Annotated in this window: 17 protein-coding genes; 13 read left to right on the top strand and 4 right to left on the bottom strand. The window is 64.5% G+C overall.

Annotation, left to right across the window (positions count from 1 at the left end; all coding sequences use genetic code 11):
- Positions 1 to 54 precede the first annotated feature (54 nt).
- From B5V03_RS20945 to B5V03_RS20925, 5 genes are all read left to right on the top strand, one after another.
- A complete protein-coding gene (locus B5V03_RS20945; RefSeq protein WP_129272286.1) occupies positions 55 to 711 on the top strand; it encodes a glutathione S-transferase family protein in 657 nt (218 codons plus the stop codon).
- A gap of 88 nt (positions 712 to 799) precedes the next feature.
- Positions 800 to 1168: a YidB family protein gene (locus tag B5V03_RS20940; protein WP_129272285.1), complete on the top strand. Its 369-nt coding sequence runs from the start codon at positions 800 to 802 to the stop codon at positions 1166 to 1168.
- Between the two features lie 190 nt (positions 1169 to 1358).
- The gene (locus B5V03_RS20935; RefSeq protein WP_129272284.1) at positions 1359 to 1562 is read left to right on the top strand and encodes a hypothetical protein; all 204 of its coding nucleotides are present in this window, start codon (positions 1359 to 1361) and stop codon (positions 1560 to 1562) included.
- Between the two features lie 151 nt (positions 1563 to 1713).
- Positions 1714 to 2700: a hypothetical protein gene (locus B5V03_RS20930; RefSeq protein ID WP_129272283.1), complete on the top strand. Its 987-nt coding sequence runs from the start codon at positions 1714 to 1716 to the stop codon at positions 2698 to 2700.
- A 42-nt stretch (positions 2701 to 2742) separates the two neighbouring features.
- Positions 2743 to 3183 carry a DUF1489 family protein gene (locus B5V03_RS20925; protein ID WP_129272282.1) on the top strand — a complete coding sequence of 147 codons (441 nt, stop codon included), beginning with the start codon at positions 2743 to 2745 and terminating at the stop codon, positions 3181 to 3183.
- Here B5V03_RS20925 and panC read toward each other — a convergent pair.
- Positions 3180 to 4031: a pantoate--beta-alanine ligase gene (gene panC / locus B5V03_RS20920; protein ID WP_129272281.1), complete on the bottom strand. Its 852-nt coding sequence runs from the start codon at positions 4029 to 4031 to the stop codon at positions 3180 to 3182. The genes B5V03_RS20925 and panC overlap by 4 nt on opposite strands.
- Positions 4032 to 4313: 282 nt before the next feature.
- Between panC and B5V03_RS20915 the strand changes: the two genes are divergently transcribed.
- From B5V03_RS20915 to B5V03_RS20900, 4 genes are all read left to right on the top strand, one after another.
- Positions 4314 to 5237 (top strand): division plane positioning ATPase MipZ, encoded by a 924-nt coding sequence (locus B5V03_RS20915; RefSeq protein ID WP_129272280.1) that lies wholly within the window; start codon positions 4314 to 4316, stop codon positions 5235 to 5237.
- A gap of 344 nt (positions 5238 to 5581) precedes the next feature.
- The gene (locus B5V03_RS20910) at positions 5582 to 6442 is read left to right on the top strand and encodes an alpha/beta fold hydrolase (protein WP_129272279.1); all 861 of its coding nucleotides are present in this window, start codon (positions 5582 to 5584) and stop codon (positions 6440 to 6442) included.
- A gap of 123 nt (positions 6443 to 6565) precedes the next feature.
- On the top strand, positions 6566 to 7309 hold the full coding sequence (locus B5V03_RS20905) for a VWA domain-containing protein (RefSeq protein WP_129272278.1): 744 nt from the start codon (positions 6566 to 6568) through the stop codon (positions 7307 to 7309).
- A 59-nt stretch (positions 7310 to 7368) separates the two neighbouring features.
- Positions 7369 to 8094: a DnaJ domain-containing protein gene (locus B5V03_RS20900; RefSeq protein WP_129272277.1), complete on the top strand. Its 726-nt coding sequence runs from the start codon at positions 7369 to 7371 to the stop codon at positions 8092 to 8094.
- A 225-nt stretch (positions 8095 to 8319) separates the two neighbouring features.
- On the opposite strand, the gene B5V03_RS20895 is transcribed toward B5V03_RS20900, so the two are convergent.
- Positions 8320 to 10155: a D-alanyl-D-alanine carboxypeptidase gene (locus B5V03_RS20895; RefSeq protein WP_129272276.1), complete on the bottom strand. Its 1836-nt coding sequence runs from the start codon at positions 10153 to 10155 to the stop codon at positions 8320 to 8322.
- 388 nt (positions 10156 to 10543) lie between these two features.
- On the opposite strand from B5V03_RS20895, the gene B5V03_RS20890 reads away from it, so the two are divergent.
- Positions 10544 to 10882, top strand: a complete 339-nt coding sequence (locus tag B5V03_RS20890; RefSeq protein ID WP_129272275.1) for a phasin family protein — start codon at positions 10544 to 10546, stop codon at positions 10880 to 10882.
- A 78-nt stretch (positions 10883 to 10960) separates the two neighbouring features.
- Here B5V03_RS20890 and B5V03_RS20885 read toward each other — a convergent pair whose 3' ends face one another.
- A complete protein-coding gene (locus tag B5V03_RS20885) occupies positions 10961 to 12634 on the bottom strand; it encodes a TadE/TadG family type IV pilus assembly protein (RefSeq protein ID WP_129272274.1) in 1674 nt (557 codons plus the stop codon).
- 512 nt (positions 12635 to 13146) lie between these two features.
- Here B5V03_RS20885 and clpS point away from each other — a divergent pair.
- The 3 genes from clpS (at position 13147) to B5V03_RS20870 (ending at position 16809) form a co-directional block, all read left to right on the top strand.
- On the top strand, positions 13147 to 13479 hold the full coding sequence (gene clpS / locus B5V03_RS20880; RefSeq protein WP_164988163.1) for an ATP-dependent Clp protease adapter ClpS: 333 nt from the start codon (positions 13147 to 13149) through the stop codon (positions 13477 to 13479).
- 294 nt (positions 13480 to 13773) lie between these two features.
- On the top strand, positions 13774 to 16182 hold the full coding sequence (gene clpA / locus B5V03_RS20875) for an ATP-dependent Clp protease ATP-binding subunit ClpA (RefSeq protein ID WP_129272272.1): 2409 nt from the start codon (positions 13774 to 13776) through the stop codon (positions 16180 to 16182).
- Positions 16183 to 16263: 81 nt separating this feature from the next.
- Entirely contained in the window at positions 16264 to 16809 is a 546-nt protein-coding gene (locus B5V03_RS20870; protein WP_129272271.1) for a cupin domain-containing protein, read from the top strand.
- Positions 16810 to 16832: 23 nt separating this feature from the next.
- Here B5V03_RS20870 and B5V03_RS20865 read toward each other — a convergent pair whose 3' ends face one another.
- The gene (locus B5V03_RS20865; RefSeq protein ID WP_129272270.1) at positions 16833 to 18254 is read right to left on the bottom strand and encodes an MFS transporter; all 1422 of its coding nucleotides are present in this window, start codon (positions 18252 to 18254) and stop codon (positions 16833 to 16835) included.
- Positions 18255 to 18260 lie beyond the last annotated feature (6 nt).

Here is an 18260-nt window from a genome sequence, read left to right as displayed (position 1 = left end):
GGTGATGGCGCTAAAAGCAGCCGCATCAGACGGACTTTCGGAAGGACCCGTGACATGGCTGCTCTCAAACTTGCCATCGGCAACAAGAACTATTCGTCATGGTCGATGCGGCCCTGGCTGGCGCTGCGCGCGAACGACATCCCGTTCGTGGAGACCGTGATCCCGCTCTACACCGACAATCCCGCCGACAAGGAGCAGATCCTGTCCTTCAGCCGCGCCGGCAAGGTGCCCGTGCTGGTCGACGGCGAGACCGTCGTGTGGGATTCGCTCGCCATCATCGAATACATCGCCGAGTGCTACCCAGAGAAGAAGCTGTGGCCCGACGAGGCCGCGGCCCGCGCCCACGCCCGTTCGGTCTGCGCCGAGATGCATTCCGGCTTCGTAGCCCTGCGCAGCGAATGCGGCATGAACCTGCACCGGCCGATCCGCCCGGTGATGCTGTCGGCGGATGCCAAAGCCAATGTCGCGCGCATCGAGGAGATCTGGCGCGAGTGCCGGGCGCGCTATGGCGGGCCGTTCCTGTTCGGCGGCTTTGGCGCAGCGGACGCCATGTATGCGCCGGTCGTGCACCGCTTGCGTACCTACGCGATCGATGTCGCGCCTGATACGAAAGCCTATATGGAGACGATGATGGCGCTGCCGGCATTCCAGGAATGGACCCGCGAGGGGCTTGCAGAAACGCTCGTCATCGCGAAGTTCGAGGACGCGTAACCCGCGAAAGTGATTGAGCGCGGCTTGACGATGCGCCGCATGGCGGCGCTGAATTACGGCGCAACGACGGCTTAGGAGAGGGCACGCCATGGGAATTCTGGACTCGCTGGAAAACAACCCTGCGCTGCGCAGCGCACTCGGACAGCTCGGCGCCGCCGTGCTGCCGGCCGTGCTGAGCGAGGTGCTCGGCAGCAACAATCAGGGCGGCCTCAGCGCGATCGTCGCAAAGCTCCAGCAGGCGGGCCTCGGCGACCAGGTCAAATCCTGGCTCGGCAACGGCCAGAATCTGCCGATCTCGGCCGACCAGCTCCGTGCCGTGCTCGGCAACGACACCGTCCGCCAGCTCGCTGCGCGCTACAACATCCCGGTCGACCAGCTCGGCCAGATCCTGGCCCAGGAGCTGCCCAAGGCCGTCGATCACGCGAGTCCCGACGGCCGGTTGCCCCATACCGCCTGAAATGCCCAGGTTCCGGCGGTATCATCGGCGGGCCGATTGTCCAGTATCATCCTGAAAACGCTGCCGGATTGGCGCGTTTGCCATGCCTGCATACTGCTAGCCAAAACGACGCATCGCATGCTATAGGTCAGCCGGGTTTTGAGCCGGCCGTCGCAGTGGGACCCTGGGCATGGCAGGCGTTGTTTGAGTCATGGAGAGGGCGTTGAAGCATAAATTCCCCATCGGCACGCGCGTATTGTTCACGGCCAGCAACGTTGCACGCCCGGCTGCCAGCGGCAGCTATGAAATCATCCGCCTGCTGCCGACGGAAGGCGACGACTGCCAGTACCGGATCAAGAGCTCGACCGAAGCCTTCGAACGGGTCGCCAAGGAAAGCCAGCTCGCTCAATCCTGACGCGCTGACCACTGCGCTTTGGCGTTGCGGTGAATGATCCGCTCGCCGTCAAAAGGCCCGCTTCACCTCGACAAGGTGGGCCGGGGGCAGTTGCCGACTCACGGTGCTCGCTTGACCACTCGCTCTCAGCTCGCGTGAAGGGACGTCGCGCATGAACTGGGCATGGGCCTCGTCGCTCGACCAAATCTGGCGCTCGCCGGCCTTCCCGATGTGGATGACGCTGGCGGCAGCCGGCTTCTTCGGATTGATCCTGCTGATCACGCTGCTGCGCGCCGAGAGATCGGTCGCCAACGGCGCGCTGACCGTCATCACGCTGCTTGCGATTGCCATTGCGGTCGCTGCCACCGTGCGCGTCTATGGACTGCCGGGGCAGGTCGCGCCCAGCGAGGCGCGCGCGCAGGCTGCGGTCACCGCAAGCCTGCCGGCACTGTCCTGCCTCGACGATCTCGCCGGGGATGCCGTCGCCATCGGCTGCGAAAAGGCGCTGTTCGGCGCGCCCGACACGGCGGCTGCCGCCGTCGCCTACACCGCCGCCAGGATCGACCGGCTGACCGCGCTTGGCGATGTCGCGACCGCCGACACGAGCCTGACGCTCGACATGAAGGTGCTGCGCAGGTCGCTGGAGCGCGATCGCTACGGCCTCGTCGCGCAGGTGCTGGTCGCCCGCGACGGCTGCACGCAGTTCGATTGCGCCGCCTTCCGCTCGCTGACCGATCAGCAGCAGGTCGCCGCCAACATGGATGCGCATCTCTACGATCAGCTGGTCGCGCGCTACGCGCCGGGCTGGAACGCGCCCGCAGCGGCGCCGGCGGCCGTGCCGATGCCGGGCGCGCTTGCCGGTCTGCCCCCCGCGATGCCGACGGGCAAGCCGACCAATGCCGAGTTCCCGAGTGCCTCGTCGACGCCGCCGGTGAGCATCATGAATCCGGAGCCGCCCACGGCGGCGACACGCCAGGCGGCGCCTGCTGGCAACGCAGCCGCTCCGCGCGCGCCGGCCGCGACCTCGGCACAGGCCGCGGCTCCTGCGGCACCGGCCGCCAAGAAGCCGCCGGCGCCCAAGGCTGCGCGCGCGGCGGCACCAGTTCCCCTCACACCGCCGGCCTCGGCTCCGGCTCCCGCGGCTGCGGATAACGAATAGATCGGCATTCCAAATGGGTGGCTGGCCCGCTAATGCTGGGCCATGCCACTCCATCTGATCAAGCTTGCCGTCGGCTGCGACTCCGTCAAGGAATTGAAGGAGTGGGTGGCCGAACGGATGCAGACCGCCAAGAAGAAGGGTCTGCCGCAACATCACATCCACATCACCCGCATGGTGCCCAAGCGCGACGCCGAGATCCTCGCCGGCGGGTCGCTCTATTGGGTCATCAAGGGCGAGGTCGCCGCGCGCGAGAAGATCATCGGCATCGAGCCGTTCCGCGACAAGGACGGCATCGGGCGCTGCCGGATCGTGATGCAGCCGAAGGTGATCATGGTGTCGCCGCGGCCGATGCGCCCGTTCCAGGGCTGGCGCTATCTCGCCGACGATTCCGTGCCGTCCGATCTCGGCAAGTCCGCCGCCGGCTCGATCGCGGCCATGCCGGAGCCGATGCGCCGCGAGCTGCGCGATCTCGGATTGCTTTAAACCGCGATATTGTCGATCAGCCTGGTGCTGCCGAGCTTGGCCGCGACCAGGATGCGCAACGGCCCGTCCTTGCGTGAGGCGACCTGTGCCAGCGTCTCGGCATGGCGGGCCTCGAAATAGTCGTGGGCAAAGCCGGCCGCCTTGATCGCGTCGGCGCCGCGCGCCACCGCGGGTGCAATGGCTTCGCCGGCACGGATGCGGCCGGCGCTGTCCTTCATGGCGCGGTAGAGGACGGTCGCGGTCTGCCGCTCCTCGGGCGAGAGGTAGACGTTGCGCGAGGACATCGCGAGCCCGTCGCGCTCGCGCACCGTGCGGGACCCGATCACCTTCACGCCGAGGTCGAGATCGCGCGCCATCTGCGAGACCACCCGCAACTGCTGAAAGTCTTTCTCGCCGAAGATGGCAAAGTCCGGCCGGCATTGCGTGAACAGCTTGCCGACGACGGTGGCGACGCCACCGAAGAAGTGCGGACGGAAGCGGTCCTCGAGGCCGGCGAGTGCCGGGCCCTCCGGCACGATGCGGGTCGCAAAGCCCGCCGGGTACATGGCCTCGACACCGGGGTGCCAGACGATGTCGACGTCCTCGGCTGCGAGCTTGGCGATGTCGGACTTCCAGGTTCGCGGATAGGCACCAAAGTCCTCGGTCGGGGCGAACTGGGTCGGGTTGACGAAGATCGACACCACGACGCGGCTGGCGCGCCGCTTGGCCAGGCGTACCAGCGACACATGCCCGTCATGGAGTGCCCCCATGGTCGGGACCAGCGCGAACGTGGCCTTTCGCTTGCGAAGATTGTCGACGGCGCGTCGCAGGGTGGGGACCGTGCGGGCAATCAAGGGGCTTCGTGACATCAGGACTCGAGGGGCTTGGGGATGGGTCGGACGCCGCCTGCCGCGCAGCGGCTAACCTTAACAAGCGGCGATCGTGGACGCCATGCATCCGGATGCGGCACAGCATCCCGCGCAGTGCGGCGGAGGATGTCGCGACATTGTGGGCTGGATCACAGACGCGATGCGGCGACGCAATTCATGATGAAGACCAACGCACAGTGATTTCGTTATCCTGTCACGCATTTCACTTGACCGCAGACGCGGCCAACTCGAAGATATTGCTTAGGGGTGTTGAGGATCACCATGCTTGTGCAGGCTAGCCAAGGCCAATCCGGCTCGGCGCACGTCGTCGTGCTGGGTAACGAGAAGGGCGGCTCCGGCAAATCGACCTCCGCCCTGCACATCGCGGTCGCACTCCTGAAGGCCGGTCAGCGCGTCGCCACCATCGACCTCGACTGCCGCCAGCAGAGCTTCACCCACTACATCAACAACCGCGCCGCCTGGGCCCGCCGCACCAAACTCGACCTCGAGGTGCCGGTGCATCGCTGCATCAAGCTCGGCGAGACCATGCAGATCGCCGAGAACGAGAACTCCGAGTTCCAGCAATTCATGGAAGCAGTCTCGGCGGTCGAGAGCAGTTTTGACTTCATCGTCATCGATACGCCCGGCACCGACAGCTATCTGATGCGCCTTGCGCACTCGATGGCGGACACGCTGGTCACGCCGATCAACGACAGCTTCCTCGACTTCGACGTGCTCGGCACTGTCGATCCCGCCAACTACGCGGTGACGGGCGAGAGCCATTACGCGGAGATGGTGCGGGATGTCAGGCGCAAGCGCCGCCAGCTCGACGGCTCCTCCACCGACTGGATCGTGGTGCGCAACCGCCTGTCGATGCTCGGCTCCCGCAACAAGCAACTCGTCGCCGACGGCTTGAAGGATCTGTCGCTGCGATTGGGCTTCCGCTATGTCGACGGTTTCGCCGAGCGCGTCGTCTATCGCGAGTTTTTCCCGCGCGGCCTGACTGCGCTGGACGAGATCGACGAGGCCACGCTCGGCATGCGGCCCAACCTCGGCCACCTGACCGCGCGAGAGGAGGTAACGAGCCTGCTCCGTCAGCTCAAGCTGCCGCTCGACGAGCGCGGCCGCCGCCGTGCGGCCAATCGCGCCGAGTGGTTCAGCCAGGTCGACAAGCCGCTCGAGGTCCACGACATCCTCGGCGCCTGACGGGGCGGTATGTCGCTACTTTCAGTCGATTCAAGCGGCGGGTTCCCGCCGGAACTGAGTCTGCGCTCGGCCGTTTTCATTCCACGTTTACTGCGAAATTGAACCCAATCGCGACCGGTTGCGTCGGATGGTGGCCTGCACCCTGACGTAGCGGTATGAGAATGGGGTGCCCAAGAAACGTGTGCGCCGCACAATGAAAGGGCGGCCGGTTCACAATATTTAGCCTTCCTGTCACGCGCCTGTGACATATATTAGGGAATAGGCGACCAGGGGCCGAAGAGCCTCGGAAGAACACGATTTTCAACAGGGATTCAGGCCGAAAGAGCCTGAGGCTGAGGACGAAAATGAAGCGTGGAATTGCCGTTCTGGTTTCGGTCAGTGCCCTCTGCGGCGTCGCCTATTTCACGGCGAGCAAGTGGGCGATCAAGCACGAGACCATCACCTTCTACGACGCTTCGCGCGACAACCGTCCCGTGCCTGTCGATATCGCGATCCGTCGCGACAAGGAAATGCAGGCCAATGCCGGCATGATCACGATGCCGGTCGCCGTGATCAATCACGGCAACACCGTCAAGAACACCGAGTACGGCTTCCTCGCCAACATCTTCGCTGCGCGTGGCTACCTCGTCGTCAGCCCGCAGCATGATCTGCCGACCGATCCTCCGATGGTGACCAAGCCCGGCGAGATCTATGTCGGCCGCCTGCCGCAGATCCTGCGCGGCGTCGCCAATATCCATCTCGCCATGCAGGAGATGAAGAAGGTTCAGCCCAACGCCGACTACGACAGGGTGACCATGGTCGGCCACTCCATGGGCGGCGACATCACCATGTATTTCGCCAAGCAATATCCGGATGAGGTCAAGAAGGTCGTCACGCTCGACAATCTGCGCGTGCCCTTCGTCACCGCCGGCAAGTTCAAGATCCTGTCGTTCCGCTCTCAGGACCCGCAGTTCAAGACCGATGCAGGCGTGATCCCGACCGACGAGGAGTGCGAGAAGGCCGGCATCCAGGTCGTGAAGACCGAATTCCAGCACAACGACATGCGCGATACCGGTCCGGATAACGCGAAGAACTCGATCCAGGGCATGCTCGACAAGTTCCTGAGCGATACCGACAGCGCCCTCGCGCCCGTCGATACGCGCTCGTCGCCGCCCAAGATCCTCGAGCCCGGCCCGGTTGCATTGATGGCGCCCGCCAAGAGCTGACGTTTCGCTTCCAGTCAGAAATGATTTCAAAGCCTCCGCCGGCGTCAGCCCGCGGAGGCTTTGCACATTGACCGGGCCGTCCGCGCTGACCACATTAGCAGCTCACGCAGGGTGCACGCAGGGATGTCGGGCGAACCTGTCAAACCGGGTGGCCGTGATGCCGTCTCGACCGAGGCCGGCGGCACGCTCCCGCGAGCCAGTACCGCGGAGGATATCGCCGCGTTCGTCGCCAAGGCGCGCGCGCTGTCACCTCATGCGCCCGGCGCCAAGGGACGGCTGATCTTCGCGCTGGATGCGACGATGAGCCGGCAGCCGACCTGGGACATGGCCTGCGCGCTCCAGGCGGACATGTTTCGCGAGACCGCCGCGCTCGGCAGTCTCGACATCCGGCTGGTCTACTATCGCGGTTACAACGAGTGCCGCGCCACGGGCTGGATTTCCGATAGTGCCAGGCTCGCGAGGCTGATGAGCAAGATCGATTGCCGCGGCGGCGACACCCAGATCGGCAAGGTCCTGAGCGAGGCGCGGCGCGAGGCGGTCGCATCCGGCGTGCGGGCCGTCGTCTTCGTCGGCGATGCCATGGAGGAGAAGGTCGACGAGCTCTGCGCCAAGGCCGGCGAGCTCGGCATGCTCAAGGTGCCGGTCTTCCTGTTTCAGGAAGGCGATGACGCGGTCGCCGAAAAGGCCTTCCGCGAGATCGCGCGACTGACCGGCGGCGCCTGGTGCCGGTTCGATCCCGGTGCGGCGGCGCAGCTGCGCGAGCTGTTGCGCGCGGCCGCGGCCTACGCTGCCGGCGGTCGCGAGGCACTGTTGAAACTGGCCAACAGCGCGAGCGGTGCTGCCAAGCTGATCGGCCAGATGAAGTAGCGGCCCGCGTCGCAGACGGACGCCATGCATTTTGCCGTGAGGGCGACTATATTCCGGCCATGACCCTGATCGCCGGCGCCATCGCAATTATCACGCTTTATCTGCTGCTCCAGATGTTCCGCTCCGCCAATCCGGCGGTGCTGGCGCGCACCATCAAGTTCGGCGGCGGCGTGGTCGCGCTCGCGGTCGCGGCCTTCACGGGCTTGCGGGGTGAGCTGGCGGTCGCGATCCCGCTCGGAATTTTTGGCGCCGGCTTGCTCGGCTGGACGCCACTGGCGAATGCCGGCTTCGGCAATATCGGCGGGCTGTTTGGCGGCGGCGCGACGCGCCCGACCGGTCAGGCCTCACGCGTGCGCTCGCAATTCCTTGACATGCGGCTCGACCACGATTCCGGCCAGCTCAAAGGCCAGATCGTCGCCGGGCCTTACGCCGGGCGCGATCTCGACGAGTTCGACCTCGCGGGCCTGCTGGCGATGGCCCCGGCGTTCGACGCCGAGAGCGTGGCCTTACTTGAAAGCTATCTGGACCGCCGGTTTCCCGCCTGGCGTCAGAACGCGCAGGGCGACGCGGCAGGGCGGCAGCGCCACACGGCGGCGAGCGGCAAAATGACGGCGGAGGAAGCCTATCAGATCCTTGGCCTGCAGCCGGGCGCGGGGCGCGACGACATCAGCAGGGCTCACAAATCCCTGATGAAGAAACTCCATCCCGACCAGGGGGGCTCGACGTATCTCGCTGCCCGTGTGAACGAGGCCAAGGATACTCTGCTTCGTACGCATAACGGCTAACTCCGGCATCACGCTACAAACGCTAATCCCGCGTCAGCTCCGCTTGCTCTGTCTGCCGTCGCCCCGATGCCCGCCCTTGTCGGCGTGGTCGATCCCTTGAGTAAAAATTTAACCGTAAATTGTTGACGAGAGGTTGTCGCGGAACTGACTTTGCGTCTCCACGTCTCCAAAACAAAAAAATGCCCGCGCAAGGCGCGGGCATTTTGATTGAGGCGGTCCGATCGATCAGTTGCGGACGGTGATGCAGGAGATGTCGGCACGCTTCAGGGCGCGGCAGACGGCTTCGGCCTGGTCGCGCTCGAGCCCGGCGAAACGGGCGCGGTAGAGCTTGCGGTTGTCCTTGGCCACAACGGGCTCGGTGAAGGGATCGGCCTTGCTGAGCAGGCCGCGGGCCGAGCTGCGCGCGGCATCGATGCGCTGCTGGGCTTCGTTCTCGCTCTCGAGCGCGCCGACCTGGACGATCCAGCCGCTGTGGGTGACGACCGGCCTGGTGGTGGCGCTCATCTGGATCGGCTGCGGCGCCGGATCGGCGGAGGCGAGCTTGGCAGCCGCCGGGGCGGGCGCGGCGGTGGTTGCGGCCGGCAGCACGCCGAGGATGCCGTTGCCGGTGCCGAAGCCCGCCGGCTGACGGGGCATCTCGGCGCGGGCGCTCTCGGCCTTCGGCGCTTCCGGCTGGCTCATGGCCTCGGGCTTGTTGATGAGGTCGGCCCGGGCGACGACGGCGCCGGAAGTCTCGGCGACGTCGGAGCGGGCGGCGATCGTGTTCGTAACCTGCGGGGCGACTTGAGCCGGGGCGGCGGAGGCGACCTTCACGGTGCCGGCCTTGACCTGAACGGTCTTGACCCGGACCGGCTTCATCGGCTCGGACGAGCCGGGGATGATCGAGAGCGGCTGGCTCGAGATTACGCCACTGGTGAGCGGTGCCGGCTCGATCTTGGATTCAGTCGGCCGGACTTCAGGCTTGGGCTGAGCGGGTGGCACCGCAGCGGTCGCCGCGGCAAGCGTCGCCAGGCGTGCCGCGAGACGCGACGGGGCGGCTTCGGGGGCGGCCGCGGCCTGAACCTGCGGAACGGGTCGGGCGGGCGGGGTATCCGACGCATCGGCGACCTCGACGCTGGCGTCAGCGCCGTTGCGCTCGGTGACCGCGGCGACAGTGTGAGTGGTCGCGCCCTTCTCGAGGTTCTCCGCGAGCAGGTTGCGCATGATGGCGTCGCGCGAGCCGCCGCTGCGGCCGCCGAGCACCACGCCGATCAAATGGCGGTTGCCGCGGCGCATCGAGGTCACGAGGTTGAAGCCGGAGGCGCGGGTGTAGCCGGTCTTGATACCATCCACGCCCTCGACGCTGCCGAGCAGGTGATTGTGGTTGCGGATCGACTGGCCGCGCCAGTTGAACGTCGAGGTCGCGAAATAGCGATAGTAGCGCGGGAAGCGCTCCTGGATGGCGCGGCCGAGCGTGGCCTGGTCGCGCGCGGTCGTGACCTGCTCGTCGTTGGGAAGGCCGTTGGCGTTGCGGTAGACCGTCCTGGACATGCCGAGCGAGCGCGCCTTGCGCGTCATCATCGTGGCGAAATCGTCCTCGTCGCCACCGATCGCTTCGGCGATCACCACGGCGGCGTCGTTGGCCGAGCGGGTGACGAGACCCTTGATCGCGTCCTCGACGCGAATGGTCTGGCCGGCACGCAGGTTCAACTTGGTCGGATCCTGATCGGCGGCGTGCTGGGACACCGGCATCTCGGTGTCGAGCTTCATCTTGCCGGACTCCAGACGCTCGAACAGCAGATAGAGCGTCATGATCTTGGTGAGCGAGGCGGGATGACGGATCCCGTCAGGGCTGTTCGACTGAAGCACCGCGCCGGAATTGCCGTCGACGATGATCGATGCGAATTTCGGGCTGGAGCTCTCGGACACATCGCGCTGCACCCGGTGGTGCGCGTAGTGACGAGACCGATGGCGCCGCGCCTCGGCAGCATCGGTGGTGAAGATGACTGCGGTGGTGACCGTAAGAAGCCCGAAAACGCCAACCCGCGCCAAGCGCGAGGAAGACAAGTTTTTACGAAGCATGGAACCCCGTCCCCGTTTCTGACTTGATCACCGGCTCGTGAGGCGAAATTGTGCCCACTGGACCCGTGATCATTACCTGCTCAGGCTGTCCCTCCGCTGGTGTTCGCCGCGGGAGACGTTGGGCCTGAGCCGCTATTCTGGCTAAGGTGATGTTCTCAAACGGCTTTTGGCCGATTGCGGAAGCTGAACACGTCCAGAGAATCAAAGTAGGGGTCCGCGGTTTCCAAAAGCTTAAGGAACCATTGCGGGAAACTCCGGGAATCTCAGCGATTTGCATCTAATTTTGTGCGTCGCACAAGATTCTTGACTTTTTTGTGCGTTGCACTAATTGTGGGCAGAGTCAGGGAGCCGGGCTTCCGGACGCGAGCCAGGGAAAAGGGATTCCGAAATGTTCAAGGTTGAAGACTTTCAGAGCTACGGGAAAGAGCACTTCGAGACGTACGTCGCCTCCGCGACCACGATGCAGCACGGCCTCCAGGCGATCGCCAGCGCCTATGGCGACTACACCAAGAAGTCGTTCGAAGACACCAAGTCCTTCGTCGAGAAGCTTTCCGGCGTGAAGTCGCTGGACAAGGCAATGGAAGCGCAGACCGACTTCGCCCGTTCCGCCTACGAGACCTTCGTCGCGGAATCGCAGAAGATCGCCGGTCTCTACAGCGACCTCGCCAAGCAGGCGTTCAAGCCGGTCGAGACCATCGTTTCGAAGCTCACCCCGGCCGCCAACTAATTTTTCTGGAAGTCCTGGAATCGAAAAGCCCGGCTGGTTCAGCCGGGCTTTTTTTGTTCGGGCGAGAGCAGGCTCGGATTATTTCGCGACGCGCAGCTTGGAGATCTGCGTGAGGATGTTCTTGAACGCGTCCGATGTCTGGGACGAACTCGTGATCATCTGGAAATTGCCGTTGGTCGCGCAATCCTGCAGCACCTGGGATTTGGCGTCCCTGTTGCTGATGTTGACCTGGATGGTGAAGATCGTGACCGGGTTTGTCGTGTCGGCCTTGATGTTCTGACAGAGGATCTCCTGGCGGTCATCGATGCTGGACTGCGACGTGCTCCAGCGGTTCTGGGTATTCAAGCCGTCGGACAGCAGCACGATGTAATCCTTGTAGACGTAGTTGTTGGCCTTGGCCGGCGCCGCGATCGGCCCGTTGGTGGTGCTCAGGGATTGCCATCCCCACGCGAGGCCGATCGACTGGTTGGTATTGCCGCTCGGCGACATCGCGGTGATCTGGTCCTTGAGAGTCTGCCACTGATTGCTCATCGGAAACACCGTAGCCGGAAGGCAGCCGGACCACTGCTCTGGATAGAATTGCTTGGAGGGGCTTCCGCTGCCCGAGTCCGGCGCGGTGTTCTGCGTATCGTAGTCCTGATCACGATCGTTGACGCAGCCGGTCCAGGTGCTGTGCGAGGGGGCGGCTGCGGCCGTTGCCGCGGTGCCATCGCCGCGCCAGAGGTGGCAAATCTTGTTTGAGCCGGTGCCCGTGCAGGTACAAGCCGTGTTCGATCCGCAGCTTGCGCTTGAGCCGGTCACGGTTGTGTAGCAACCGTTGTAATAGATGCCGGTCTTGCCCGAGCGCTTGTTGCCGCTGTCGATGCTCGGGCAAATGTACCCTGCATAAGTACCGGTCGAAGGAACCTTATTGTTTGGCGCAGCCTGCGCGCCGCTCAACGTCGCCGGCCGGTCCATGCAGGTGAAGCCCTGACTGCTGTTCGTGAACGGGCAATCCGATCCGCCGATTGCGGAATTGAAGGCGCTGGACTTGTTGTTGACGAGGATGGGCGGCTCGCCTTCCCACTCGGTCCAATTCAGCCACGACGCACTGAGATTGCTGGTGCCGTTAATCGTGCCGACGTTGACGTCTTTCGAGAACGGAACGATCGAGATGTAAACGTCGCCGGTCTGCTTGTTGTAGTTGGACAGAGTGTCGATCATGTCCTTGGCCGCGGCCTGCATGGCGGTCATCTTGCCGTTTTGGGCCATCGATCCCGTGTTATCCAGGATCATCGCCACGCGCATGCGGGTGTTTCCCCATGCCGAGGTCGAGCTTGCGCTGAAGCCGAGCGTCGGATAGCCGGCAATCCTCATGAAATCGGTCGGCATGCTGCCGGACCCGGTGACGACGATGTTCGAGATCCCGTTGGAATCTTTGGGCGTGTAGGTGGCGTGGACGTCGGCCGTCGACACTGTACCGGTGTTGCCGGTGTAAAGGCCGCTGAAATAGGATTTTGCTTTGGCCTCGATATCGGTTTCAGTGATGGTGCCGTTGGTCAGGTCCTTGGAGACCATCAGGGCCGCCGAATCGAGCGCGACCTGCAGCGAACTGCGTGCCTTGACCGCGCGGCTGTAGTCGATCGCAGCGCCAACGAAGCCCAGCACCGGCACCAGCGCGATGGCGAAGATCACGGCGATATTGCCTTGCTCGGCCGCTGCAAAGCGGGCGAGGTATCGGCCAATGCGGCTGACAACTGGCAGGCGAAACATGGCAATCCCCGAAATCTGTGGTTTTGCCCGATTTCGCGCCATACCCTTCAACGGCAGGTAAATCAGGCCGTAGAAATCCGGAGATATCCCGCTGCGGTCACGCTGACGTCAGGTTCCTGGTCAACACGTTCCAAACATTCGGGGTGGAAATTTTTGTCAAATCGGTCCGGATTGATTAACCTTGGCGCGGATTGCCGGACCGGGAATCGGGCCGCCGCGGGCCGCATCGGCCAAGCCTGGGCTAACAGCTTGACTAACAGGCCTTTGCCAACAAGCCTTTGCACGCTTGCGGCGAGCCGGAGGCAGGCCCATATTGCTGACGAACGATCCGGCTTGGACCGGACTGGGTCGGAAGCAGCGATCCAACAAGGCGGCGCGCCTGCGCGAGGCCCCGGACCAGGGGGCCGCGCGGCGGACCGTTATTCGCTTCCGTGGGGAATTTGAACGCCTGAGCCATGCCGCAGCTGACTTCCATAACCGACCTGTCCACGGCCGCCGTTTCCGCTCCCCGAATGAGCAATGACGAGAACCGTTCCGGCAGCCCGACGGGCCCGAACACCTCCGTCATCACCAAGGTCAAGCCAAAGACCAAGCGGCCGAACCTGTATCGCGTGCTGATCCTGAACGACGACTACACGCCGATGGAATTCGTCGTCCACGTGCTGGAGAAGTTCTTCCAGAAGGACATCGAGGCGGCGACCAAGATCATGCTGCACGTCCACCATCACGGTATCGGCGAGTGCGGCGTGTTCACCTACGAGATCGCCGAGACCAAAGTGACGCAGGTGATGGACTTCGCCCGCAAGCACCAGCATCCGCTGCAATGCGTGATGGAAAAGAAGTAACTGCGCGTTCGCATCCAGAGTTCTTGAGACTGGTTCAGCTGTCGCGGTGTGTGATGTCGGCGCATCCTGCTGCGCGCGCCGGCGAAAATCAGCACCGGCGTCAATCCTGCCCAAATGGGTAGTTCTGCCCAAATCGGAACGGGTTTTGCATCGAATATGTCGTGGGCGCGTAATGCCCATTTGAGTCGCGGAACCGGTCTTTCGCCGCGGTCTTGTATAACTATATGTGACAAAGGTTGTTGTTGCCTGACCGGGCGATGGCGATCATGATGGTGGGGGCCATAGAGGACGCGAATGCCGACTTTTTCCCAAAGCCTTGAACAATCCCTGCATCGTGCGCTGGCGATCGCAAACGAGCGTCATCACCAATACGCGACGCTCGAGCATCTGCTGCTCTCCTTGATCGACGACTCCGATGCAGCCGCGGTGATGCGCGCCTGTAGCGTCGATCTCGACAAGCTCCGCACGAGCCTCGTCAATTACCTTGAGACCGAATTCGAGAATCTGGTGACGGATGGCGCCGACGATGCCAAGCCGACCGCCGGTTTCCAGCGCGTGATCCAGCGCGCGGTGATCCACGTGCAGTCGTCCGGTCGCGAAGAGGTGACCGGCGCCAACGTGCTGATCGCGATCTTCGCCGAGCGCGAGAGTCATGCCGCATACTTCCTGCAAGAGCAGGACATGACGCGCTACGACGCCGTCAACTACATCAGCCACGGCATCGCCAAGCGGCCGGGCGTCTCCGAGGCGCGGCCCGTGCGCGGCGTCGACGAGGAGACCGAGGCCAAGGGCACCGAGGACGCCAAGAAGAAGGGCGAGGCGCTCGAGACCTATTGCGTCAACCTCAACAAGAAGGCGCGCGACGGCAAGATCGATCCGGTGATCGGACGCAATTCCGAGATCAACCGCGCGATCCAGGTGCTGTGCCGCCGGCAGAAGAACAATCCGCTGTTCGTGGGCGAAGCCGGCGTCGGCAAGACCGCGATCGCGGAGGGCCTCGCCAAGCGCATCGTCGACAGCGAGGTGCCGGAAGTTCTGGCGGCTGCGACCGTGTTCTCGCTCGACATGGGAACGCTGCTCGCGGGCACGCGCTATCGCGGCGACTTCGAGGAGCGCCTCAAGCAGGTGCTCAAGGAACTCGAAGCGCATCCCAACGCCATCCTGTTCATCGACGAGATCCACACCGTGATCGGTGCGGGTGCGACGTCGGGTGGCGCAATGGATGCCTCGAACCTGCTCAAGCCGGCGCTCGCCTCGGGCACCATCCGCTGCATGGGCTCGACCACCTACAAGGAATACCGCCAGCACTTCGAGAAGGACCGCGCGCTGGTGCGGCGCTTCCAGAAGATCGACATCAACGAGCCGACTGTCGAGGACGCCATCGCGATCCTCAAGGGCCTCAAGCCGTATTTCGAGGACTACCATCGGCTGAAATACACCAATGAGGCGATCGAGGCTGCGGTGCAGCTGTCATCGCGCTACATTCACGACCGCAAGCTGCCGGACAAGGCGATCGACGTGATCGACGAATCCGGCGCCGCACAGATGCTGGTGGCCGAGAACAAGCGCAAGAAGACCATCGGCATCAAGGAGATCGAGACCACGATCGCCTCGATGGCGCGGATCCCGCCCAAGAGTGTGTCGAAGGACGACGCCGAGGTGCTCAAGCATCTCGAGCAGACCCTGAAGCGCACCGTGTTCGGCCAGGACAAGGCGATCGAGTCGCTCGCCGCTTCGATCAAGCTGGCGCGTGCCGGCCTGCGCGAGCCGGAGAAGCCGATCGGCTGCTATCTGTTCTCGGGCCCGACCGGCGTCGGCAAGACGGAGGTCGCAAAGCAGCTCGCGGCGTCGCTCGGCGTCGAGCTGCTGCGCTTCGACATGTCCGAATACATGGAGCGGCACACCGTGTCGCGCCTGATCGGCGCGCCTCCCGGCTATGTCGGCTTCGACCAGGGCGGCCTGCTCACCGACGGCGTCGACCAGCATCCGCATTGCGTGGTGCTGCTCGATGAAATCGAGAAGGCGCATCCCGACCTCTACAACGTGCTGCTCCAGATCATGGATCACGGCCGGCTCACCGATCACAACGGCAAGCAGGTCAACTTCCGTAACGTGATCCTGATCATGACCACGAATGCCGGTGCTTCGGATCTCGCCAAGCAGGCATTCGGCTTCACGCGCTCGAAGCGGGAAGGCGACGACCACGAGGCGATCAACCGGCAGTTCGCGCCGGAATTCCGCAACCGTCTCGATGCCGTCGTCTCGTTCGGCCATCTCAGTGTCGAGGTGATCGGCACGGTGGTCGAGAAGTTCGTGCTTCAGCTCGAAGCGCAGCTCGGCGATCGCGACGTCACCATCGAGCTGTCCGAGCCGGCCAAGACCTGGCTGGTGAAGCACGGTTACGACGAGCAGATGGGCGCGCGTCCCATGGCCCGCGTGATCCAGGAGCACATCAAGAAGCCGCTGGCTGACGAGGTGCTGTTCGGCAAGCTGAAGGGCGGCGGCCATGTCCGCGTCGTTCTCGTCAAGGACGAGGCCGACGAAACCAAGGACAAGATCGGCTTCGAGTTCGTCGAGGGCCCGGTCACGCCGAAGCAGGAAAAGCTGCCCGGCACCCGCAAGCGTCCGCCTGGCAAGCCCAAGCCGGGCGGTCCCGGCGGCTCCAAAGGGCCGTCCTCGAAGGGGCCGCTGGTCAAAGCTTGATCTGCGGATCATCAATCGAAAAGGCCGGCTGAAAGGCCGGTCTTTTTTGTTGGTAGTCAAATATAAGCAAGAAGATCCGAGATGACCGACGCGCCTTCTGCAAACTCTTCGTCAGCTTCCTCGATTCCCGCCGACGATCCCGGCCGCGCCCTGACGGTCGCCGATCCCGACGGCGCGAACGTGCCGCATGTCTCTGTGGCTGGCGGCACCTACACGGTCCTGGTGTCGGGCGCGCAGACCGCAGGACGCTATTGCCTGGTCGACATGCTGGTGCCGGCCGGCGGCGGGCCCCCGCCGCACCGCCACGACTTCGAGGAGATGTTCACGCTGCTCGAAGGCGAACTCGAATTCACCTTTCGCGGAAAGTCCCACACCGTAAGTGCAGGATCGACCGTCAACGTTCCGGCCAACGCGCCGCACGCGTTCAAGAATGTGTCCGGCAGGACGGCCCGTATGCTCTGCATGTGCACGCCGGCGGGACAGGACGAATTCTTCCTGGCGGTCGGCTTTCCCGTCGAAGGCCGCACATCGCCACCGCCGAAGCCGACCCCGGAAGAGATGGCCGAGAAAGGCAAGCTGATCGCGGCACTGCTGCCCAAATATCGCACCGAGATGGTGAAGATGTGAGGGGCGGCGGACGCAGCCGAAATCTACTCGCCCCGCAGGCGCTGATCGTCCTGCACGCGGACATGTTCGGCGCCGCGTGCGCCCGCGGGTGACAGCCGCAGCATGCTCAGCATCGCGCCGCACAGTGCGAAGCCGACGCCGGTGAGCAGCGCGATCCGGGTCCCTTCGACCGGGTAGCGGCCGAGCAACAGCGCCACCAGCGCCGCGCCTGTGGTCTGGCCAAGCAGCCGGGCCGTGCCCAGCATGCCGCTGGCGCCGCCGGCGCGCTCGCGCGGGGCGGCTGCGATCATGGTGCGATTGTTCGGCGTCTGGAACAGGCCGAAGCCGGCGCCGGCCAGCGCCATCCGCCAGACGATATCGAGCGGCGTCGGGGCCGCAGGCAGGAACGCGAGCGCGCCGAGACCGCAGGCGAACAGCGTAAGCCCGATGCCGCCGAGCAGGCCGGCTGGATAATGCTCGACCAACCGGCCGGCCAGGGGCGCCGCGAAGGCCACCGCGATCGGCCAGGGCGTGATCAGCAAGCCCATATGCACGGCCGAATAGCCAAACCGGCTCTGGAGGTAGAACGGGATCGCGACGAAGGCCAGCATCTGGCCGCAGAACGAGGCGATCGAGGTCGCAATCGACAGACCGAAAACGGGAATCCGCAACAGGTCGACCGGCAGCAACGGCGACGTCATGTGGGTTTCGCGCCAGACCAGCAGCGCACCGGCGAGGATCGCGATGGCGAACTGGACGAGACAGGTGAGCGCGGCCTCACCATGGCCGACGCTGTCGACGGCCGCGATGCCGACGCCGAAGGTGATCGCCGACAGCCCCGCGCTCTGCCAGTCGAAGGTATGGCTGGCGGGTTTTGTGTGCGGCAGGCTGCGCAGGCCGAGCACCAGCGTCAGCACGCCCAGCGGCACGTTGATGGCGAACAGAAAGGGCCAGCTTCCGACCGCAAGGATTCCGGAGGCGAGTGTCGGGCCGACCGCGGCCGAGAAGGCGACGACGAGCGCGTTGAGCCCGATGCCGCGGCCGAGCTGGCTGCGCGGATAGGTGAAGCGCACCAGCGCCGCGTTGACGCTCATGATGCCGGCCGCGCCAAAACCCTGGATGATGCGCGCGATCGTCAGCAGCGGCAGCGTATGGGCCAGCGCGCAGAACGCGGATGCGAGCGTGAACAGCACCAGCCCGACCAGATAGACGCGGCGATAGCCGACGATCTCGCCGAGCGAGGCGAGTGGCAAAAGCGAGATCGTGATCGCGAGCTGATAGCCGTTGACGATCCAGATCGAGAAGGCGGGGCTGGCGTCGAGATCGGTCGCAATTGTCGGCAGTGCCACATTGGCGATGGCGCTGTCGACGACCGCCATGATGATGCCGAGCGCAATGGTCAGGACCGCCTGGTTGCGCTGTGGCTGCGGCAGGCCGTCGGCATGCACTGTTGGAGCGGACGACATGATGGA

The organism is Bradyrhizobium betae (genome assembly GCF_004123905.1).
GTDB lineage: Bacteria > Pseudomonadota > Alphaproteobacteria > Rhizobiales > Xanthobacteraceae > Bradyrhizobium > Bradyrhizobium betae_A.
Note: the sequence above shows the minus strand (reverse complement) of the source record. Positions and strands in the feature narration are given on the sequence as shown.